General features: G+C 70.2%; 16 protein-coding genes and 1 pseudogene. 10 read left to right on the top strand and 7 right to left on the bottom strand.

The annotated features are described in order from the left end of the window. Window positions 1-77 precede the first annotated feature (77 nt). Complete coding sequence (locus Q9G87_RS15120) at window positions 78-1,052, bottom strand: LacI family DNA-binding transcriptional regulator (protein ID WP_305916964.1); 975 nt, start codon at window positions 1,050-1,052, stop codon at window positions 78-80. A 249-nt stretch (window positions 1,053-1,301) separates the two neighbouring features. Between Q9G87_RS15120 and Q9G87_RS15115 the strand changes: the two genes are divergently transcribed. After that, window positions 1,302-3,086, top strand: a complete 1,785-nt coding sequence (locus Q9G87_RS15115) for a hypothetical protein (RefSeq protein WP_305916963.1) — start codon at window positions 1,302-1,304, stop codon at window positions 3,084-3,086. Here the strand turns inward: Q9G87_RS15115 and Q9G87_RS15110 are convergent. Beyond that, on the bottom strand, window positions 3,069-4,313 hold the full coding sequence (locus tag Q9G87_RS15110) for an RNA-guided endonuclease InsQ/TnpB family protein (RefSeq protein WP_305916962.1): 1,245 nt from the start codon (window positions 4,311-4,313) through the stop codon (window positions 3,069-3,071). The genes Q9G87_RS15115 and Q9G87_RS15110 overlap by 18 nt on opposite strands. A 234-nt stretch (window positions 4,314-4,547) precedes the next feature. Here Q9G87_RS15110 and Q9G87_RS60670 point away from each other — a divergent pair. After that, window positions 4,548-4,775: pseudogene (locus Q9G87_RS60670) on the top strand (substrate-binding domain-containing protein); the annotation flags it as partial. Between the two features lie 142 nt (window positions 4,776-4,917). On the opposite strand, the gene Q9G87_RS15100 reads toward Q9G87_RS60670, so the two are convergent. The 4 genes from Q9G87_RS15100 to Q9G87_RS15085 form a co-directional block, all read right to left on the bottom strand. Next, window positions 4,918-5,271, bottom strand: coding sequence for a hypothetical protein (locus Q9G87_RS15100; protein WP_305917278.1), 354 nt, complete (start codon window positions 5,269-5,271; stop codon window positions 4,918-4,920). Window positions 5,272-5,420: 149 nt separating this feature from the next. After that, a complete protein-coding gene (locus tag Q9G87_RS15095) occupies window positions 5,421-6,179 on the bottom strand; it encodes a ThuA domain-containing protein (RefSeq protein WP_305916961.1) in 759 nt (252 codons plus the stop codon). 19 nt (window positions 6,180-6,198) lie between these two features. Next, on the bottom strand, window positions 6,199-7,215 hold the full coding sequence (locus Q9G87_RS15090; protein ID WP_305916960.1) for an aminotransferase class V-fold PLP-dependent enzyme: 1,017 nt from the start codon (window positions 7,213-7,215) through the stop codon (window positions 6,199-6,201). A gap of 52 nt (window positions 7,216-7,267) precedes the next feature. Then, window positions 7,268-8,254, bottom strand: coding sequence for a hydroxyacid dehydrogenase (locus Q9G87_RS15085; protein WP_305916959.1), 987 nt, complete (start codon window positions 8,252-8,254; stop codon window positions 7,268-7,270). A 342-nt stretch (window positions 8,255-8,596) separates the two neighbouring features. Here Q9G87_RS15085 and Q9G87_RS15080 point away from each other — a divergent pair, with 342 nt between their 5' ends. Genes Q9G87_RS15080 through Q9G87_RS15060 form a run of 5 tightly spaced genes read left to right on the top strand, consistent with a single transcriptional unit; the run spans window position 8,597 to window position 15,597 of the window. After that, on the top strand, window positions 8,597-9,505 hold the full coding sequence (locus Q9G87_RS15080; protein ID WP_206641543.1) for an ABC transporter permease: 909 nt from the start codon (window positions 8,597-8,599) through the stop codon (window positions 9,503-9,505). Next, a complete protein-coding gene (locus Q9G87_RS15075) occupies window positions 9,502-10,365 on the top strand; it encodes a carbohydrate ABC transporter permease (RefSeq protein ID WP_305916958.1) in 864 nt (287 codons plus the stop codon). The genes Q9G87_RS15080 and Q9G87_RS15075 overlap by 4 nt, the downstream gene beginning before the upstream one ends. A 28-nt stretch (window positions 10,366-10,393) precedes the next feature. Then, window positions 10,394-11,962, top strand: coding sequence for an extracellular solute-binding protein (locus tag Q9G87_RS15070; RefSeq protein ID WP_305916957.1), 1,569 nt, complete (start codon window positions 10,394-10,396; stop codon window positions 11,960-11,962). Window positions 11,963-11,995: 33 nt separating this feature from the next. After that, complete coding sequence (locus Q9G87_RS15065; RefSeq protein ID WP_305916956.1) at window positions 11,996-14,887, top strand: carbohydrate binding domain-containing protein; 2,892 nt, start codon at window positions 11,996-11,998, stop codon at window positions 14,885-14,887. Between the two features lie 5 nt (window positions 14,888-14,892). After that, the gene (locus tag Q9G87_RS15060; protein ID WP_305916955.1) at window positions 14,893-15,597 is read left to right on the top strand and encodes an alpha/beta fold hydrolase; all 705 of its coding nucleotides are present in this window, start codon (window positions 14,893-14,895) and stop codon (window positions 15,595-15,597) included. 9 nt (window positions 15,598-15,606) lie between these two features. Here the strand turns inward: Q9G87_RS15060 and Q9G87_RS15055 are convergent, their stop codons facing one another. Beyond that, window positions 15,607-16,971 carry a mannitol dehydrogenase family protein gene (locus tag Q9G87_RS15055; RefSeq protein WP_305916954.1) on the bottom strand — a complete coding sequence of 455 codons (1,365 nt, stop codon included), beginning with the start codon at window positions 16,969-16,971 and terminating at the stop codon, window positions 15,607-15,609. A gap of 142 nt (window positions 16,972-17,113) precedes the next feature. On the opposite strand from Q9G87_RS15055, the gene Q9G87_RS15050 reads away from it, so the two are divergent. The 3 genes from Q9G87_RS15050 to Q9G87_RS15040 all read left to right on the top strand — a co-directional run bounded on the left by Q9G87_RS15050 (window position 17,114) and on the right by Q9G87_RS15040 (window position 21,390). Then, a complete protein-coding gene (locus Q9G87_RS15050; RefSeq protein WP_305916953.1) occupies window positions 17,114-19,282 on the top strand; it encodes an amylo-alpha-1,6-glucosidase in 2,169 nt (722 codons plus the stop codon). Continuing rightward, window positions 19,279-20,397: a glycosyltransferase family 4 protein gene (locus tag Q9G87_RS15045; protein WP_305916952.1), complete on the top strand. Its 1,119-nt coding sequence runs from the start codon at window positions 19,279-19,281 to the stop codon at window positions 20,395-20,397. Before Q9G87_RS15050 ends, Q9G87_RS15045 begins: the two co-directional genes overlap by 4 nt. 111 nt (window positions 20,398-20,508) lie before the next feature. Then, window positions 20,509-21,390: an RNA polymerase sigma-70 factor gene (locus tag Q9G87_RS15040; protein WP_305916951.1), complete on the top strand. Its 882-nt coding sequence runs from the start codon at window positions 20,509-20,511 to the stop codon at window positions 21,388-21,390. Window positions 21,391-21,393: the final 3 nt, after the last annotated feature.

The raw sequence follows: 21,393 nt of genomic DNA, 5'->3' as shown, positions 1-21,393 counted from the left end.
GGCACGCACCCTGCCCGCGCGAGAACGTACCCGACCCGGTCCGGGTGCGGTGCGGGACGAGACCTGGGCGCCGCGGGTCAGCGGGCGCTGCTCTGGCGGGGGCGGAGCTCGGCGGGGAGGACGACCTTGGCGGGTTTGGCGGCCGGGGTGGCGATGCGGTCCACCAGGAGGCGGGCGGCCATGCGCCCCAGCTCGTACGTCGGCTGCGCCACCGTCGTCAGCGTCGGCCGGACGAGATCCGCCCACGGGATCTCGTCGAACCCGACCAGCCCCATCTCCCCGGGCACGTCCACACCCCGATCGGCCAGACACCGCAGCGCCCCCACCGCCATGAGGTTGTTGGCCACGAACACCGCGTCCGGACGATCGGAGGAGGACAGCAGTGAGGTCATGGCGTCGTATCCGCCCTGCTCGCGGAAGTCCGTGCGCACCACCAGCGGCTCGCCCGGCAGGGCCCCCGCGTAGCCCCGCAGGCGCAGGTCGGCGGTGCTCACGCCCTCGGGCCCCGTGATGCACGCGATCCGCCGGTAGCCGGCCGTAAGGAGATGCTCCGTGGCCGTGCGCGCGCCCGCTTCGTTGTCCACCACGACCGTGTCCACCTCGCCGCGCGGGAGCTCGCGGTCGATGGCGACGACGGGGACAGGCGACTCGAGCAGGGTCTTGGCGGCCTTGACGCTCCCCGACGAGGAGATGATCACGCCGGCCATCTGCTCGCTCAGCGCCGCCGCGACATACGTCTCCTCCTTGGCCGGGTCCTCGTCGCTGTTGCACAGCACGACCGAGTAGCCGGCCTGCTGGGCGACGTCCTCGATCCCGCGGACGGTGGCGGTGAAGAACGGGTTGCCGATGTCCGAGATGATCACCGCCCAGAGGGTGGTGCGGCTGCGCCGCAGGTTTCTGGCCACCGCGTTGGGGCGGTAGCCGAGCTCTCGGACGGCGGTGAGCACGCGCGCGACCATGGCGGGGTCGACCGTGCGGGCGCCGTTGAGCACGCGTGAGACGGTGGCGGCGGATACGCCGGCCTCGCGGGCGACATCGTAGATAGTGGCCATCGAACCAAGTTTCTACCATCGCGGAGACCTACAATGCCGCCGCTCTGCGGCCGCCTACGGCGAGCGCAGCAGCACGCTGTCCCTCATACCCCGACTGAAATCTCGACAACTCAGGGCTTGACGGCTGTCAGGCGGCGATTGTACCTTCCGTGAGAAATCGATTGCTCACAGCTCTTCTCCCTTAACCCCCCACCCTCGCGACCCCTGACTGCCGCGCGCTCAGGGGCCACCGGACTGCCTGGAGAAGTCATGTATTCGACCCTTCGACGACGCCTGGGCGCGGGCCTGGCGGCCCTGCTCGTCGCGGCCGCAATGACGGTTACGGGAGCGGCCCCAGAGACGGCCGGGGCGGCGACGTCGCCGCCGCCCAGCACGTTCTTCTCGACGGTGCAGGTCGACTCGGCCGCCTCGGTCGGCGCCCCGGCCGTCGGCGACAACCGCAACCACGGCGACCTGTGGCCGAACTGCTGGTCCGACGACGACAACGTCTACACCGCCTACGGCGACGGCATCGGCTTCGCCAACACGTACAGCGACATCGGTGTGGCCCGCATCTCCGGCATGCCGGGCAACCTGACCGGCGCGCAGCTGCCCATCGGCGACAACGTCGGCCAGGTGTGGACGGCGAACCACACGCGCAAGCCGACCGGCATGGCCTGCGTCGACGGCACCCTCTACCTCGCCGTGCAGGACCTGGCCCTGGACTTCGACGACGCCCCCGCGGCCACCATCGCCAGGTCCACTGACCACGGCAGGACGTGGACGTGGGACCGGTCGGCGCCGATGTTCGGCAACGGCGTGTTCACCACGATCATGTTCCTGGACTACGGGAAGGCGTACGCCAACGCGCCCGACGGCTACTTGTACGCGTACGGGATGGACCACAACTGGCGCGACTCGTTCGCGAACCGTGTGCCCGACCCCGTGGACGTGTGGCTGGCCCGCGTGCCCAGGGACTCCGTGCAGAACCGGTCGGCCTGGCAGTTCGTCAGCGGCTTCACCGCCTCCGGCACGCCCACCTGGTCGTCGGACATCGGCCGGCGCGTTGCCGTACTCCACGACGACCGGCGCCTCTACCCGGACATCTACACCGCAGGCCGGGTCAGGAACCTGAGCGTGATCAGCCAGGGCGGCGTCGTCTACAACAAGCCGCTCGACCGCTACATCTACACCTCGTGGACCGAGTACACCTTCGAGTTCTACGAGTCGCCCACGCCGTGGGGCCCGTGGAAGCACGTCGCGAGCAAGGACTTCGGCGGCTATCCGTGGACGAGGACCAAGCACGGCGGGTACGCCACGACGATCCCGTCGAAGTACATCAGCGCCGACGGCAAGTCGATGTGGCTGCAGTCGAACGTCTGCCCGTGCGGCGGCGGCTACCCGGCGGGCGAGCACTGGGCGTACACGTTCTCGCTGCGCAAGATGCGCCTGGAGCCGCACACCGACACGACACCGGGCAACCAGCCGGACGGCGGCAGGAACCTGGCCAGGGAGCCCGGCACCGTGGGCGTCGAGCGGGCCATGCACTACGGCACCACCGCGTTCTACAACGACGGCAACAGGTCCCACAGCGAGGACGACTGGAACGACGAACGCAAAGGCGCGAGCTGGTGGGGATACACGTGGCCGCGCGAGTACCTGATGAACAAGGTCGTCTTCACCAGCGGGCAGATGTTCGGCGACGGCGGCTGGTTCGCCGGGAACCTGCGGGTGCAGGTGCGCCGGGACCACCAGTGGGTGGCCGTGAGCGGGCTGCGGATCACGCCGGACTACCCGTACAACAACACGGCGGGGCCGAACCGGGCGTACGAGCTGGGGTTCGACCCGGTGGACGGGGACGGCGTGCGGATCATCGGCGCCCCCGGCGGCACCCGAACGTTCACCTCGATCGCCGAGCTGGAGGTCTACTACACGGGCGCCTCGGGGAAGATGTTCGGCGGCTCGCCGGCCGATGTCACCGGTGACGGCAAGGACGACGTCGTCACCTTCGCCCACGGGGCCAGCGAAACCACCCTGTCAACGACCCAGGGCTGAGGCCCTGGGCTTGCGCCTCTCGGTCCGGTCTGGGTGACCGGCTCGGGACGCACTGAGCCCGCTTGCCACGGCGGGCTCGTTGGGCATGTTGACGAATGCCCACACCGCGCTGGCCCGCCTTGCGACGTTGAGCGCGGCGATGTGGTCGGCCGGTCCAGCGAACCCGCACGACCCGCAACGAAAGCTGTCCCTGGTGGGACGGTTGCCTCGCGCGGTGTGCCCGCACCACCGGTTCGGGCACATCTGCGAGGTGTAGGCCGGATCCACCTCCACGAAGGCGACACCGGCGCGGCGTGCCTTGTAGGCGAGGAACTCGCCGAGTTGGTGGAACGGCCAGGACGAGAGCGTGGCCCGCTGGGATGGCCAAAGCCGTACCCGGTCGCGGATCCCCGCCAGTTCCTCGACGGCGATGCCGCGTCCGGTGCGCTGCGCATCGGCCACGATCTCGTTGGCGATCACATGATTGGTCTGGGTGGCGAAGCGGCGCTCCCGCTTGGCGCGCCGCTTCAGTTTCCGGCGGGCGGACTTGGTGCCCTTGGCCTGCAACTCGGCCCGCACCCGGGCCATCTTGCGACGGTAACCGGTGAGTTTCTGCCCGCTGTAGTTGATCCCGTCGCTGGTGGTGGCCAGGTTGACGATCCCCCGGTCCACCCCGATCCAGCCGTCCGGATCGGTCTCGAGCCGAGCCTCGGGGATCTCGCAGGTGGCGATCAGATACCAGGTCCCGTCGCGCAGCAGCAGGTCGGACTCGCCCTGCCGGTAGGCGGCGAGAGCCTTGAGCTGGTCGGGCGAGCCGGTGAAGGTGATGTCCTTCACCCGGCCCCGCACTGTCCAGATCGACACCGTGCGGGCATCGTGCAACCACGACAGGCAGCGGTCATCGAACGGATGGGCCGCCTTCGGCCGGAAGATGATCGGCTCGGACTCGGCCCTCCGCCGCCGCCGGCCCGTCAGCCGGCCGTTACGGATCAGCCCCCGCAGGCTCGTGTAGGCGTCGACCACCTTTTTGATCACATGCTGGGCCTGTTGTGCTCCGAGCCCGGTGGCCTTCAGCTCACCGTAGACCCGGCGGCGCAGCCCGTGCACTCCGAGTGTCTTGGTGTGGAAGGCGAGCTGGGAGACCTGGGAGGCGGCCTGGTTGAGCTGATGCAGGGTCGACTCCAGCGCCTCGGCCTGCTCAGCCGTTGGCAGCAGTTTCACCTGCACCACCAGTTTCACATCGAACATACTATCGCGTGATCCAGATCACTGCTGTGGGAAGCCTCTACTGATTTCCGAAGGTGTCGAAGCCTGGTCAGCCTCGCCATAGGCCGCGGCTGGCACCGCGGTGTCCATCGGGTCGAGCATGTGGCTATCCGGGTCCGAGTCCGCATCTGGGAGCAGTCGCGCGCACTCGCGCACCCGCCCTGCGATCCCTCCTGCACCGGCCGTCCCACATCCAGCTCTCGCTGATGCGATGACATGATGCCCATCACATTGCGAATGCAGATCTACTGCCTTCTTCTGGTTGGCATGTGCGGTAGATGGTGGTGCCTTATGACGACGTTCCGGATCAGCGACGTCACGGATGCGTCCCTGACGAGCGCGCCGGTCACGTTCGCGCGGAACGACCTGCAGATCGCGGTGCCGGGCGGCAATCCGGCCAAGGTCGACGAGCTGAAGGACCTCGCCGACCCCAAGGTGAAGGTCGCGCTCTGCGCCGAGCAGGTGCCCTGCCCGCGGCCAAGGCCCTCGCCGCGTTCGTCGACATCACCCCGGCCGCCCTCGACCTGGCCCCTGGCCAGTACATCTGAGCCTCGGTCAAGATCGCTGAGACCCACGCCTACCCGGCTTAGACGATCGCCACCCGCGATCCCGTACGCGCCGACTCCAGGGCCGCCGTCACCATGGCCACATTTCGGATGTTGTCGTGGCAGTCGCCCTGCGGCGGCCGTCCCGTCCGCAGCCCCGTCACGAACTCCTCCTGCCCTTCGGCGAGGCCGGCGTAGCGGCTGCGACCGGGGTGCGGGTCGGGCTCCTGCTTGTACGGCCGCAACACGTGCCCCTTGGCCGGCTCCGCGGTCGGATCGCCGTCCCAGCAGGCGGTGCCGCGCGTGCCGCCCGCCCGCCAACTGCCCGTCCACGACGTCGGCCGGCCCGGCGCCGACCAGCGCCCAGTGAAGGTGTAGCGCAGCTCGCCGGTCATCTCGAAGATCGCGGTCGCCGAGCAGGCGGCCGGATATCAGGTCCAACGACTCGCAGTAGACGGACACCGGATCGGCGCCGGCCACCACGCCGCGTAGCGGCCGGTCCGCGTCGATGGTCGCGAACGTCATGCGTTTCCTATCACTGGGCCTACCACTGGATGGAGGTGTGGGCGTTCTGCGGCGGCTCGGTGACGCCGTGCTCCGGGGCGGCCCACAGGACGGCGTTGGCCAGCACACGGCGCACATCGGGGTGATGGTAGACGGGATATTCCTGGTCACCCGGGGCGAAGTAGAAGATCCTGCCCAGCCCTCTGCGGTAGCAGCAGCCGCTGCGGAACACCTCACCGCCGCTGAAGGAGCTGATGAAGACCAATTCGTCGGGCTCCGGGACGTCGAACGGCTCGCCGTAGGTCTCCTGGCGGTCGATGATCAGCGGGCGGGGGATGTCGCGGGCGATCGGGTGGCCGGGGGAGACCGTCCACACCAGCTCGCGCTCCCCGGCGTCCCGCCAGTTCAGGGTGCAGGTGGTGCCCATCAGCGAACGGAAGATCTTGGAGTAGTGGCCGGAGTGCAGCACCAGCAGGCCCATCCCGCCGAGCACGCGCCGCCGCACCCGCTCCACGACCTTGTCGTCCACCTCCTCGTGCGCCATGTGCCCCCACCAGGTCAGCACGTCGGTCTGGGCCAGGGTCTCGTCCGTCAGGCCGTGCTCGGGGTCCTCCAGCACGGCGGTGCGGACGCGGACGCGATCGCCCAGCACCTCGGTCAGCCCGGCCGCGATCGCGCCGTGGATGCCGTCGGGGTAGCGGCGGCGTACGTCCTCCTCGCGGGGTTCGTGGTAGTTCTCGCTCCAGACGGTGACGTTGACGGCCATCCGCGCTTCCCTCCGGTACGTGTCGTGCGTCATCGCCCTCGTACCCGCGAGATCACCCGTTCAGCACGTCCAGAGCACGATCGACGTCGTCGGCGGTGGTGTAGACGTGGAAGCTGGCCCGCACCCGGCCCGCCCGCACGGCCGCGCGGATCCCGGCGGCCTCCAGCCGCTCGCCGGGCGCGTCCACGGACACGATGGCGCTGTCGCCCGGCTCCAGGCCCAGGCCGGTGCGGAAACGGTTGGCCAGGGCCACGTTGTGGTCGTGGACCCGTTTGACGCCCAGCTCGTTGAGCAGCTCGATGGCCGGGGCGGCGCCCACGTAGGAGAACCACGCCGGTGACAGGTCGAACGCGCGGGCGTCGGGGGCCAGGCGCATCGGCAGGCCGTAGTACGCCTCGCCGGCGCCGGCGTACCAGCCGGCGGCCAGCGGGCGCATGCGCTCGCGCACCCGCGGCGACAGGTAGCCGAAGGCGGCGCCGCGCGGCGCCATGAGCCACTTGTACGCCGCGCACGCCAGCACGTCGAGGCCCTCGTCGACGTCCACGGGCAGCCAGCCGCACGCCTGAGACCCGTCGGCGATGACCAGGGCGTCGTGGGCGCGGGCGGCGGCCACGATGTCGGCGAGCGGGGCGACGGATCCGGTGGCGGACTGGACCAGGCTGAAGGCCACGGCGGCGGTCGAGCCGCTGATCGCGTCGGCCAGCCGGTCGGCGGGGACGGTCTCGACCTCGGCCGCGACGGCCCACGGGAACAGGTTGCTGGTGAATTCGATGTCCGGGACCACGACGCGGGCGCCCGGCGGCAGCGCCGTGGCCACGACGGACATGATCTGCGAGACGGTCGAGCTCACGGCCACGTCCGCGGCCGGCGCGCCGATCATGCGGGCGAACGCGGCGCGCGAGCGGCCTACGCGGGTGTCCCAGGGCGTCCAGTCGCTGGAGCCGTGCCGCCAGTCGGCCAGCACGGCTTGGAGCTCCTCGAAGGCGCGGCGCGGGGGCAGTCCGTAGGAGGCGGTGTTGAGCCAGCCCGGGTCGGCGTCCCAGAGCCGGCCTGCTGTGGCGATGTCCATGAGGCAAGGGTAGGACGCCCAGAACTTAATCTACAACGTAAAGGCGCCCGTTTCAGGCGGCCCTTTCCAGGTCGTCGTGTGTCACCTGGTACACCAGCGGCGACCCGGCGATCAATCGTTCCAGCTCGTCCACCACGGCGGTGCCCATCCGGGCGAGTTCGTTGCCGTGGGAGCCGGCGATGTGCGGGGTGAGGAAGGCGTTGGGCAGGTCGAACAGCGGCGAGTCCGCCGGCAGCGGCTCCGGCTCGGTCACGTCGAGGACCGCGGACAGCCGGCCCGACTTCAGCTCGGCGATGAGGGCGTCGGTGTCGACCAGCGATCCGCGCGCGGTGTTGATCAGCACCGCGCCGTCCTGGAGCAGCGCCAGCCGCTCGCGATCCAGCATGTGCGTGGTCTCCGGGGTGGCGGGGGCGTGCAGGCTGACGATGTCGCTGGTGCGCAGCAGTTCCTCCAGTGACACCTGCCGGACGCCGGGGACCAGGGTGTAGGGGTCGTAGACGCACAGGTCCAGGTCGTAGGGGGAGAGCAGGTCGATCACCTTGCGGCCGATGCGCGAGGCGCCGACGATGCCGACCGTCCGGCCGTTGTTGCCGATGGACGGCTGGATCTCGGCCAGGGTGAAGGTGCGTTCGCGCTGGTAACGCTCGTTCAGGGCGAAGATTCCCTTGCCGGCCATGAGGACGGCGGCGACGGTGTACTCGGCCACCGGGACGGCGTTGGCCTCGGCGGCGGAGGAGATCAGCAGGCCGCGCTCCCAGCAGGCGGGTGTGACCAGGGATTTCACCGAGCCGGCGGCGTGCAGCACGCCGCGCAGGCGGGGCGCGCGGGCCAGGACGGCCTCGTCGAGCGTGGGGCAGCCCCAGCCGGTGATGAGGATCTCGGTCTCGGACAGGTCCAGGCGCGGATCGTCGAAGTGCTCGGCGACCAGCGTCACGTCGATGTCGGCCAGTGTGTCCAGCCGCCGCAGCAAGGGCGCGGGGAAGAGCAGCGCGAGATGTTCCTCGCGCATGGCGAACAGCGCCTTCGGGCGTGGGGACACGGAGGAGCCTCCATTCGTAGGGATCGGTTTCTAACCGTAGAAGCACAGCGGGTTGATGGTCAATGGTGCGGCCCTGGTGACGCGAGGCGGCACGTTCGCGCACTAAAAGAGTGCCTTGGGCGGACTGGGAGAGACTTGTCTGTAACGTATCCGTAACGCCGCCTTGTGGTGAATGCCGCTCGCACGTAGCGTTCGCAGCTACCGGTTTCTATCCAACTTCGCGGCCATCTTCTGCCGCCTCAGACGGGACTTCGGGTGATGAGCAGCACGCTTAAGGCGAGGCAAGAGCCTCAGACGAGACCTCCGACCGGGCCACCCCGGCGCCGGCGCCGCAGCAAAGGCGTGGCGGCCCGCAAGGGCTGGGTGGTCGGGCTGCTCGCGCTGCCGGCGGTCGTCTTCTTCTTGGTCTTCAACTACCTGCCGATGGCCGGCCTGGTGGTGGCGTTCAAGGAGTTCGACGTCAACCTGGGCATCTTCGACAGCCCGTGGAACGGGCTGGAGAACTTCACCTACTTCCTGGAGTCCGGGGACGCGGCGAGGATTCTGTTCAACACCCTGTTCCTCAACGTGTTGTTCCTCGGGGCGACGCTGGCCGCCGGGATCATCCTGGCGATCATGCTGAACGAGATCCGCAGCACCTTCTTCAAGCGGGTCTCCCAGTCCGTCGTCTTCTTCCCCTACTTCGTGTCCCCGGTCGTGATCAGCATCATCCTGCAGGTGCTGCTCGCCGGGGCGTCCGGTGGGGGAGGGGCGGTCAACGACGCTCTGAGCGGTTTCGGATTCCCCGCGGTGGACTGGTACACCGAGCCGGGGCCGTGGCCGTGGATCCTGACCGTGGTGAAGATCTGGCAGCTCGGCGGCTACCTGAGCGTGATCTTCCTGGCCGCGATCACCGGCATCCCCGAGGAGGTCTACGAGGCCGGGATGATCGACGGAGCCTCGCGGGCGCAGATGGCCTGGCGCATCACGCTGCCGCTGCTGAAGCCCACCGCGGCGGTGCTGCTGGTGCTGGGGGTGGGCCGGATCTTCTACGGCGACTTCGGCACCATCTACGCGATCATCGGCGACAACGGCACGTTGTTCGACAACACCGACGTCATCGACACCTACGTCTTCCGCGCCCTGCGCCAACTCGGCGACTTCGGCACCACCGCGGCGATCGGCCTGTTCCAGTCGGTGGTCGGTTTCATCCTCGTGGTGATCGCGGTGCTGATCCAGCGCAAGTACTCGAAGGAGACGAGCATCCTATGAGCACCAGAAAGCTGGAGCCGTTCACCGTCGTCAGCGTGATCGGTGTCTCCCTCGCCGTGCTGGCGTGCGCCGTGCCCTTCTGGATGATCATCTCGGGGTCGTTCACGAGCGAGACGCAGCTGGCCACCACCGGCTACAGCTTCTTCCCGGACTTCGACTTCACCGCCTACAAGATGATCTTCACTGGGCCGGCGGTGCTGAACGCCTACGTCGCCAGCCTCTTCATCACCTTCGTGGGCACGGCGCTGTCCCTGGCGGTGACCTCGGGGCTGAGCTGGGTGATCGCTCGCCGGGTGCCCGGCATCAGCCGGCCGCTGACGATCTACTCGTACCTGCCGATGCTGTTCTCCGGCGGCCTGGTGCCGCTCTATCTGCTGGTGACGCAGTACCTGCACTTGCAGAACAGCTACTTCGCGGTCATCCTGCCGCTGCTGGTCATGCCGTTCCTCGTCTTCGTCCAGGTCAGCGCCTTCCGCCAGCTGCCCGAGTCGATTTTCGAGTCGGCCAAGATCGACGGCGCCGGCGAGCTGCGCATGTTCTTCACGATCGCGCTGCCGCTGTCCAAGCCGATCCTGGCGGTCGTCGGCCTCTTCTACGCCGTGCACTACTGGAACGACTGGTTCATGGCGTTGCTGTTCATCGACGACGTGCACAAGTTCCCGCTCCCGCTCGTCCTGCAGAACCTGATCTCCAACATCTCGTTCACCGCGATGCTGCCGCAGCTGGCCGAGGCGGCCACCCCCGTCTACCAGCTCCGGCTCGCCCTCACCACCGTCGCCATCGGCCCGATCCTGCTCGCCTACCCCTTCGCCCAGCGCTACTTCGTCAAGGGCATCACCCTCGGTGCCACCAAGGGCTGAGTCAGTTCCCCCCATTTCAGGAGTTACCGTGTCCAACCCCATGATGTCGCGGCGCGGCCTGCTGGCCGCCGGCGGCGGTCTGTCCGTCGCCGCCTTCCTCTCTGCCTGCTCCAGCGGCTCCTCGCAGCCCCAGGCGAGTGGCGGTGCGAGCAGCGCCGCGCTCACGCTGAGCCTGCTGCTGCCCGGCGACGTGCCGGTCGGCTGGGACCCCGTCCTGGCGGAAGTCAACAAGAAGCTTCAGGCGGACCTGGGCTTCACCATCAAGCCGCAGTTCATCCCGTGGACCAGCTACGGTCAGCAGGCGCTGCTGAAGTTCACCGCCGGGGAGAAGTTCGACACGGCGCTGCAGGCGCGCTGGCTCAACATGACGCAGCTCGCGGCCAGTGGCTCGATCGTCGACCTGAGCAGCCTGCTGTCCAGCGGCAAGTACCCCAACCTGACCGCCACGATCGACCCGAAGATCATCGAGCTGAACCGGTGGAGCGGCAAGCTCTACGGCCTGCCCCAGATCAACTCCGTCGCTCGATTCCACCACTTCAGCATCCGCCAGGACCTGGCTGACAAGCTCGGCATGAGCGACATCACGGACTTCGCCGGGCTGGAGAAGTTCTGGTACGACGTCAAGCAGAAGAACAAGGACATCATCCCCATCGGGGTCAGCTCCCGCATGCCCAAGCTGATGGTGGCGTGGAACCCGGTCGGCTGGCTCAACCCCTACATGTGGGACAACCCGACCATGAGCATCGCCTCCTTCACGGGCGACTCGTTCAACTTCGTCCTGGCCGCCGACGGCAAGACGACCGGCTCGTCCAACCCGATCCCGTGGTGGGAGGCCCCGGGCATGGTGGACGCGCTGCGCCTGATCCGGAAGTACTACCAGGACGGGCTGATCAACAAGAACGCCCTCACCCTGGACTCCAAGGCGCTGGACTCGCAGTTCAAGGCCGGCCGCGTCGCCAGCGGCTGGGCCATGACCGACGGCCTGTCCTCCACGGCGCTGCCCGAGCTGACCAAGAACGTGCCGGGCGCGATGCTCGCGAACGTGATGCCGCTCAAGGGCGGCGAGAGCGCCAAGCCGTACCAGACCTTCCAGAGCGACAACTTCGTCGTGCTCAACGCCAAGGGCCAGAGCAACGAGAAGGCCATGCAGCTGCAGGACTGGGTGTCGATCAAGGAGAACCACGACCTGCTCAACTACGGCATCCCCGGCAAGGACTGGAACCCCGACGGCGACGACAAGTACGAGAAGGTCTCCACCTACACCTTCCCGGGCTTCGCGCTCGCCTGGCGGGCCAAGCTGGAGCGCCGGATCAAGGACATGACCGAGTCCGAGACCAAGTGGTTCGACTGGGCCCAGAACATCGACAACTTCACCGTCGACCCGTACGCCGCCTTCGTCCCTGACCCCGAGCCGGTGAAGCGAGAGAACACCCAGGTCACCGCCGCCCTCACGCAGTTCGCCAACCCGCTGTTCATCGGCGCCGTGGACGTCGACCAGGGCCTGGACAAGCTGAAGAAGGCCCTCGACAGGGCGGGCCTGGCCAAGCTCCAGGCGGAGATGGCCAAGCAGGCCGACGCCTACCTCAAGGGCCAGTAAGAGCCGGCACGCCGGGAAAGGAACGCACCCCCCATGAAGCCCGAACTGTCCCGGCGTGCCCTGCTCCGCGCGAGCGGCGCCGGAGCCGCGGCCGCCGCGAGCTGGAGCCTGCTGTCCGGGCCCGCGGCGGCCGCCACCGCCCGCCCCGGCCGGCCACTCGACGAGGTGATCTTCGGCGACGCGGCGTCGGAGGCCGCGCACGCGGTCACCCCGGCGGGGTCCGACGTGGTGGCAGGGGCGCTCGGCCAGAGCGCCCGTGTGCTCAACCCCCAGACGCCCGCGAGCGCCTGGGGCGGCACCGTCGCCTGCACCGTCAAGTGCGTGCCTGACGGCACCACGTACGTCACCATCAAACTCTGGGGCGGCGACCGCGCCCCGACCGAGGCCGACCAGTCCCGGCTGCAGCTCTTCTGCGAGGGCGAGCAGGTCGGCCACTACCACCTGGGCGCGGTCGACCCGCTGGACATCCTGAGCCTGGACGCGCACGCGCCGGGCCGTTTCCACTACCACACCCTGCCGTTACCCGAGGCGATGACCAGGGACAAGGAGCAGGTCACGCTGGAGATCCGGGCGATGGGCCGGGTCTGGGGCTACGGCCAGAACGCCGCCGAGTTCTACCGCACGCTGAACAAGCCGACCCGCCCCTTCTACCGGATCTTCACGCACAAGGAGCCGTACTTCCCCGGAGACGGCATCCAGGGCCCCGCGCCCGAGGCGCCCGTCCGGCCCGAGCCGGGACCCGAGGTCCTGGAGACGATCAAGGCCAGGGTGGTCAGAGAGCACCGCAGCTGGCTGGGCGGCAGCGCCGCCTCGATGGACTCCTGGGCCTACCTCAGTTTGGCCGAGGGCTACTTCTACCCCGGCAGCCCCGCCTACCAGAACCCCGAGGCCATCGACCAGGTGCTGGCCGCGATCGACGCCCGCTACACCAAGTGGCTCACCGACCCCACCGTGCTGACGGCCTCCGACCAGCAGTGGGAGGGCTTCGGCAAGGTGGGTCACGTGCTGGTCCTGCTCAAGGACGTGCTGGGCGACCGCCTGGAACGGAAGATCGGGGCCAGGGCCGTGGGCGCGCCCAACCCCGGCTTCGAGCGCGGCGGCACGGCTCCGGCCGGCTGGACGAGCGCCCGATGGGCCGGCACCGCCACCTGGCTCTGGGACGACGCCGTCACGCACGGCGGCTCCCGCTCGGTCAAGGTCGCCGCCGACGCGGGCGCCGTGGCCGGGTGGAGCACCTCGCAGAACCGTACGCTGATCGGCCAGGGCAAGCACCGCTACAGCGTCTGGGTCAGGACCGAGAACGTCGCCGCCCCCGGCGCGTACCTCAACGTGCTCTTCTACGACCCGGCCGGGAAGATCGTCGGCACCGACCAGAGGGTCTTCGCGCCCACCGGCACCAACGACTGGACCCAGATCACCACCGAGCTGACCACCCCGGCCACCGCCGTCGAGCTCCGGCTGGACGTGCGGGTCCACGGCGGCGGCACCGCCTGGTTCGACGACGTCGAGGTCACCCCGCTGGCCGGGGCCACCGAGCCGGACCAAGGGGATCTGCCGGTCCGCCGCGCCGCATATACGAAGATGATGACGGAGTCCATCGCGTACTGGCGCCGGCACATGCCGCACTACAGCAACCAGGTGCAGATCTGCGCGCTCGGCATCTACCGCTGCAATCGCGGCCTGATGCTGATAAATCCGGATAAGGCCCCGCTGGCGGAGGAGAAGGCCCGCGACTACATCCACCAGGCCGTCGGGCTCAAGCCCTTCCTCGGCAGGGAGGACGCCTCCGGCACGCCGAGCAAGCCGCTGGGCGAGCACTTCTACCAGGCCACGCGCAAGGGGCTGACCAAGGAGCTGGGGTACGTCGGCAGCTACGGCGAGGTCACCTGCTGGCTGGTGCTGCTGTATGAGGCGGTCACCCGCTTCGACGGGGTCAAGGATCCCGAGCTCGAGGCCCAGCTGGTCAAGATGATCAACGCGCGGGCGGTGTTCCGCTACCCCGAGGTCGACAACGACGGCTACCGCACCATGCGCCTGGAGGCGGCGGTCGGCTGGCGCGACGACCACTATCCGGGCGTCGTCACCTACGCCCAGCGGGTGGACTGGGACGGCCACCCGCTCATGGCCTCCGCGGTCTTCGACGATCCCGCCCTGGTGGGCCGCGGCCAGCGCATGGTCGGCGACAACCAGTTCTTCGGCGGTCTCGACCTGCTTCAGACGCACTCCTGGTCGCGGGTCGGGGTGGTCGCCCTGCGCCTGCTCGCGCGGGACTGGCCCGCCTTCACCGCCCGTACGGCGCGGCCGCAGGCCTTCCCCATGGACTGGGACGCGCCCTCGTTCGTCTTCACCGACGAGGAGAACGGCGTCGTCGCCATCAAGAACGGCCAGGAGATCCTCTACGCCTGCCTCTATTGGCGGGCGAGGCAGGCCGTGAACAACCTGGCCCGTGTCCACCACATCACCCCTGACACCCACCGGGTCGCCACGCTCCGCCAGCAGTGCTCCGTCATCCCGACCGGCGAGATCTGGACGGAGCAGGACTGGGTCTGCTCCAATTTCGCCATCAACGACCCGGCCGCCTCCCACATCCCGCCCGGCGGCTTCCCGCCGCCCGGCTCCGAGCTGCACCAGGCCTTCGCCGGTGAGGTGCTCAAAGTCGCGCCGCATCCCGCCGACGTGCCCGACCCGGCGCTCGGGGTGGACTTCCCCGGCGTCGAGAAGCTCTTCGTGGGCAAGGCGCAGTTCTACCGCTGCTCCTACGGCCGCTACCTGATCGGGATGAACACCGACGGTGAGCGCACCCGCCGCCTCTACACCACCGGTCCCGGCACGGCCCGCGACCTGGGCACCGGCCGGCAGGTCAGGCTCGGCGGCTCGATCGAGGTCGAGCCGCTCAGCACCGTGGTCCTGTACCTGGAGGACTGACGCCGATGAGCGTGCACGTCCAGACGCGCGGGTCCGCCGGCCCGCCGCTGCTGCTGGTGCATGGATGGGGCGGCGACCACCGCGTGTGGGACGCGCTCGACTTCGGCGAGCGCCGGGTGATCGCCGTGGACCTGCGCGGCCACGGCAGGTCCCCGGCGCCGGCGACCGGTTACACCCCCGCCGACCTGGCCGGCGATCTGCTGCCGTGGATCGAGGAGCCCGTGGTGGCCGTCGGGCACTCCATGGGCGGCCAGGTCGTCACCGCGCTGGCGGTCGAGCATCCTTCGACGGTCCGCGCGATGGTCGTGGTCGCCCCGGCCTACGGGGCGGACGAGGCCGAGGAGCGGCTCATCCCCGGCCGCCTGGCCGCGCTGCGGGCGGACGGCGCCGAGGCGGCGTCGCGGCAGCTCGGGCCGCTGCCCGCGCCGGTGGCCGAGCAGCTGCTGGCCACGCCGGGGCACGTGCTGGCCGAGTGCTACGCCGGCATATACACGCTGCCGGGGGCCTTCGGGGTGCGCCGGGCCTCCGAGCGGTATCTGGCCAGGCGGGTCTGCCCGGTGCTCGCCGTCCACAATGTGCCGGAGGCGGCGTGCTGGGAGGCGGGGTTGCCGGCGCATCCGCGCTCCACGACCGTCGTGTGGCCGGAGGCCGGGCATTTCCTGCACCTGGAGCAGCCCGCGAGATTCGCCGACCTGGTGTCGTCCTGGTGAGCCGCCCGGTCAGACGTCGACGCGCCCGGCACGCAGGGCGGGGAGGTGGGCGGCGACCGCCGCGGTGAGGTCCGCCCGCTCGGCGAGATCAGGGGCGCCGGTCAGGCGCAGCAGCCGCGCCACCACCTCGCCCGGGCCCGCCGCACCCCGGTGGCAGCCGGCCAGCGCCTGCGCCTGAGGGTCGGTCATGCCAAAGCTCAGGCCGTCGGGGCCGGTGGCATTCACCCAGGCGGCCAGCGCCAGTTCGAGCATGGGCGCGGGCCGCAGGGCGCGCAGCGGATCGAACCAGCGTTCGGGGATCTTCGCCGAGCCGTCCGATCCGATCTGCCGCAGCAGGTGGCGCAGCTCGGGGTTGCGGAAGCGCTCGACCAGCTGGTCGACGTAGGCGGCCGCCTCGGCTGCGGGGCCCGGCAGCGTCGCGGCGACCTCCGCGCCGAAGGCGCGCACGAACCGTTCCCCCCACCCCGTCTCCAGCACCTCCGCGACCGTGCGGCAGCCGGCCGCGGACCCGAGGTAGGCCATCGCGGAGTGCGCCCCGTTGAGCAGACGCAGCTTGCGCAGCTGGTAGGGCGTGACGTCGGCGACGAAGACCGCGCCGCCGAGCTCCCACGGCGGGCGCATCGCGGCGAAGCGGTCCTCCAGCACCCACTGCCGGTACGGCTCGCCGAGCACCGGCACGGCGTCGCGCAGCCCCAGGGCCGCCGAGACCTCCCGCTGATCGCCGGGGGTGGTGGCGGGCACGATCCGGTCGACGACCGTGTCGGGGAAGGCGACCGAGGCCTCCATCCAGTCGAGCAGCCGCTCGCGGTCCGGCCAGGGGGACGCGGCGACGAAGTCACGCACCACGGTGGCCAGCACCCGGCCGTTGCCGGCCAGGTTGTCGCAGGAGACGACGCTGATCGGGGCGCCGCCGTGCCGGTAGCGCCCGGCCAGTCCGCCGGCGAGCCGGCCGACGACGTCCGCGCGGCGGTGGTACGCCTTTTCCGTGACGGTCAGCGTCACGACCGGGACCTCCTCCGAACGGAGCAGGTCCCGCAGCCGCGCGCCGTCCGCGCGCATCAGCAGCGCCTCGACGATCGCACCGGCCACCCGCGGACGCAGCGGGCCGGGCGCCCGGTCGGTCACCGTGTACAGGCAGTCCTGCGCGCGCATCGCCTCGACCGTGGCCGCCGAGCGCGGGGCGACGGCCGCGATGCCCCACGGCTCGCCCGAGCGCGCCGCGGCTTCCTCGGTGGAGAGGGCCTGGTGCGCCCGGTGGAACGCGCCGAGACCGACGTGCACGATACGCGGCCGCAGCAGGCGCGGATCGACGCGGGGCCGCCGCGCCTCATCGACGCGGTCCAAGGTGGCCAGGCTGAGCTCGGCGTAGCCCATGTACTCCTGAATACCAAAACTCGGCACGGTCATGCCGAGGGGCCGCCCCGGCCGCGCCCGGCCGGTCGGATCCGCAGGTCATGGCGTCAGGCGGCATGCAGCGGGCATGTACCGGGGTGGGGGACAGCGAGGGGGCACGTCCATGAGCGCGTGGACTTTCGAGGGGCAACCGGAGGCGTTGGGAGAGACGATCACGCTGGTGGAAGGCGGTTCGTTCTGCCTGTGCCAGCGTGGCGGCGACATCATCCACGGCGCCGCGCAGGGTGTCTACTATGCCGACACCCGGCTGTTGTCGCGGTGGGTGCTGAAGGTGGACGACTATCCCGTGGAGCCGCTGCAGACGATCTCGGCCGCGCCGTATCATGCCACGTTCGTGGGCAAGGCCCGGCCGCGGCCGGGCACCGTGGAGAGCACGTTGCTGGTCGTGCGAGACCGCTACGTCGGCGGCGGGCTGCGCGAGGACCTGGTGCTGCGCAACATGTCGGAGGAGCCGGCGGGGTGCGTGGTGACCGTCCAGGTGGGCGCGGACGTGGCCGATCTGTTCGAGGTGAAGGCCGAGCGGGTCCGGCCGGTCCCCGATGTGGAGATGACCCCCACCGAGTCGGGGCTGGAGGTGTTGTCGGCCAGCCGGGCGCGGGGCGCGCGGATCGTGGTCGAGCCGCCGGGCACGCCGGTGGTGGCGACGCCGGGGCTGCTCACCTTCCAGGCGGTGGTTCCCCCTCGTGCGGAGTGGCGGACGAAGCTCGTGGTCAATCCGATCATCGAGGGTGTGGAGACCTCCGCGTGGTTCCCCGCGGACCACTCCATCGAGCATGCCGAGCCGGCCCGCCGCCTGGCCGCGTGGACCCGCGAGAGCCCGGTCCTGACCAGCACCAACGCCGACCTCGTCCAGGTCATGCGCCGCTCCAGGCAGGACCTGGGCAGCCTGCGGCTGTTCGACCGGCACCATCCGCAGGAGCCGCCCGCGATCGCCGCCGGGGCGCCGTGGTTCATGACCTTGTTCGGCCGCGACTCGCTGCTGACCTCCTGGATGTCGCTGCCGCTCGACCAGTCGATGGCGCTGGGCACGATGCGGCGGCTGGCCCGGCTGCAGGGCACCAAGGTCGATCCCCTCTCCGAGGAGGAGCCGGGGAAGATCCTGCACGAGCTGCGCTACGGCGTGCAGGACGGCGCGTCCCCGTACGGCGGCCAGGCCTACTACGGCTCGGTCGACGCGACGCCCCTGTTCGTCATGCTGCTCGGCGAGCTGCGCCGGTGGGGCCTGCACGCCGAGGCCGTCGAGGAACTGCTGCCCCATGCCGACGCCGCGCTGACCTGGATCGAGGAGTACGGCGGACCCGACGGGCTCCTGTGGTACCGCCGCAAGACCGACCGCGGGTTGATCAACCAGGGGTGGAAGGACTCCTTCGACGGCATCACCTTCAGCGACGGGACCATCGCCCGCCCGCCCATCGCCCTGGCCGAAGCGCAGGGGTACGTCTACGCCGCCTACCTCGCGCGCGCCCATTTCGCTCATGAGCAGGGCGACGAGGCGATGGAACGACGTTGCGTGGAGCGGGCCATGGCGATCAGGCGAGCCTTCAACGAGCGCTTCTGGCTTCCGGACGCCGGCTACTACGCGATGGGCCTGGACAGGCGGGGGAGGCCCATCGACGGCCTCGGCTCCAACATGGGCCACTGCCTGTGGAGCGGCATCGTGGACGAGGCCAGGGCGGCCTCCGTGGCGGAGCATCTGCTGTCGGATGAGATGTTCACCGGCTACGGGGTGCGCACCCTGGCCACGTCGATGGGGGCCTACAACCCGATGAGCTACCACAACGGCTCGGTGTGGCCCCACGACAACGCGATCATCGCGGCCGGGCTGATGCGGTACGGCTTCATCGAGGAGGCCCAGCGGATCGCGATGGGGTTGCTGGCTGTCGGGCAGGCGTTCGGCGGCCGGTTGCCGGAGCTGTTCTGCGGGTTCGACCGGGCAGAGTTCTTCGAGCCCATCCCGTACCCGACGTCCTGCTCGCCGCAGGCCTGGGCCGCCGCCGCGCCCATCCACCTGCTGCGTACCCTGCTGCGGCTGGACCCCTGGGTGCCGTACGGGAAGATCTGGATCGTCCCGGCGCTGCCGGACGGCTTCGGCGAGCTCGAGATCAGGGACCTGCCCGTGGCGGGCGCCCGGCTCACCGTCAGCGTCGGGAGGGACGGGCGGACGGCCGTCGTGTCCGGCGTGCCGGAGGGCATCGAACTGCTCACCGAACCCCGCTCGCCCACCAGCGGCGCCGGCGTTGCCGATCGCACCTACGGGCTGGCGACGCCATGACCGCCGCCGACGGGCGCCTGGAGAGGGCCCAGCAGAGCCGGCGGCCGGGCGGCCGGCTGCGCATCACCATGATCGCCCCGCCCTGGCAGGACGTGCCGCCCCGGGCGTACGGCGGCATCGAGGAGATGCTGGCCGGCCTGATCGGCGGGCTGGACCGGCGTGGGCACGAGGTCACCCTCATCGGCGCCGGCCACACCACGGCGCCGGCGAGGTTCCTGCCCACCTACGCGCGGCCGCCGTCCGAGCGGATCGGCGACCCGCTGCCCGAGCTGCTGCACGCCGCCCGCGCCCGGCGGCTGCTGGCCGGACTGGACGCCGACATCGTGCACGATCACTCGCTGGCCGGCCCCCTGACCGCGGCCTGCCGCGCCGTGCCGACCGTCGTCACCTGCCACGGCCCCGCGGACGGAGAGCTGGGAGAGTGCTACCGGGAGCTGGGCGCCGACATCTGTCTGGTGGCCATTTCCGAGGCCCAGCGCCGGCACGCGCCCGACCTCGGCTGGGTCGCTACCGTGCACAACGCGCTCGACGTCGACACCTACCCCTTCCAGCCCGGCAAGGAGGAGTGGGTGTTGTGGCTGGGCAGGTTCCACCCGTACAAGGGCGCCCATCTCGCCATCGACGCCGCCCGCGCGGCGGGCCGGCGCATCATCCTGGCCGGCAAGCTCACCGAGCCCGCCGAACACGCCTGCTTCGACGCCTACGTCCGGCCCCGGCTCGGCCCCGACGCCACCTACGTCGGCGAGGCCGACGCCGCCCGCAAACGCGAGCTGCTCGCCGCCGCCCGCTGCCTGCTGTTCCCCATCCAATGGGAGGAGCCGTTCGGCATGGTGCTCATCGAGGCGATGGCCTGCGGCACGCCCGTCGTGGCGCTCGGCAGAGGCGCGGTGCCGGAGGTCGTGGCCGACGGCCGCACCGGCTACGTCCTGCAGACCGTCGCCGAGCTGCCCGAGGCGATCGAGTCGATCGAGCGCATCGACCCGCACGCGTGCAGGAAGCACGTGGAGCAGTGCTTCAGCGCCGAGATCATGGCCGCGGCCTACGAACAGGTGTACCGGCAGGTCCTGCGATCCGGCCCTGCCCCGGCCGCAGGGGGAGTCGTCAGCGTTTCCTGACGGCGAAGGCGTTTCCCGCGGATGAGATCCAGGTCACTTTTCCACTGCGGATGTCACATCTCGACCCCTTTGCGGGCTCAAGGCAGCAGTCACACAGAGAGGGGGCCGGTGATGCCCGATGCCACCCAGGTGTTCGCCGACCATCGTGAGCTGCTGTTCTCCATCGTCTACAACATGCTCGGCAGCGTCGCCGACACCGAGGACGTGCTGCAGGAGACCTGGCTGTCCTGGTCGTCGGCGAGCCGGGAGCGCGTCGACCACCCGCGTGCCTACCTGGTGCGCATCGCCGTCAACCAGGCTCTCGCCCAGCAGTCGGCCCTGCGCCGGCGCCGCGAGACCTACGTCGGGCCCTGGCTGCCCGAACCCCTCGTCACCGCGGCCGACGCCGCCGACCACGCGGTGCGCGCGGACACGCTCTCGCTCGCGCTGCTGGTGGTGCTGGAAACGCTGACGCCGCTGGAGCGGGCGGTGTTCATCCTGCATGAGGTGTTCGCCTACCAGCACACCGAGATCGCCGCCATGATCGACCGCAGCCCCGCCGCCGTGCGCCAGCTCGCCCACCGGGCCCGCGAACACGTCCAGGCCCGCCGCCCCCGCACTCAGGTCGACGTGCACCTCCAGAAGCAGGTCACCGAGCGGTTCGTGGCCGCCGCCTTCGGCGGCGACCTCCAGGCGCTCATGGAACTCCTGGCGCCCGACGTGACGCTGTGGTCCGACGGCGGCGGCAAGTCGGACGCCGGCGGCCCGCGTCCCATCCGGGGCCGCGACAAGGTCGCCCGCGTGCTCGTTTCCAGCGCCGCCGAGACTCGTGACGGCCTCGACCTCCAATACAGCCAGGTCAACGGCGATCCCTGCGCGGTGCTGTTCGTGGAGAACGCCCCGTACGCGGTCATGGTCGTCGACCTGAACTCCGACGGCTCTCAGGTCCGCGACATCTACACCGTCAGCAATCCCGACAAGCTTGCCCACGTCCCCGAAAGGTCCGCCGAATGATCA

Source organism: Nonomuraea turcica (genome assembly GCF_030718205.1).
Taxonomy (GTDB): domain Bacteria; phylum Actinomycetota; class Actinomycetes; order Streptosporangiales; family Streptosporangiaceae; genus Nonomuraea.
The sequence above is the reverse complement of the archived record's forward strand: the minus strand, read 5'-3'. Positions and strand labels throughout refer to the sequence as shown.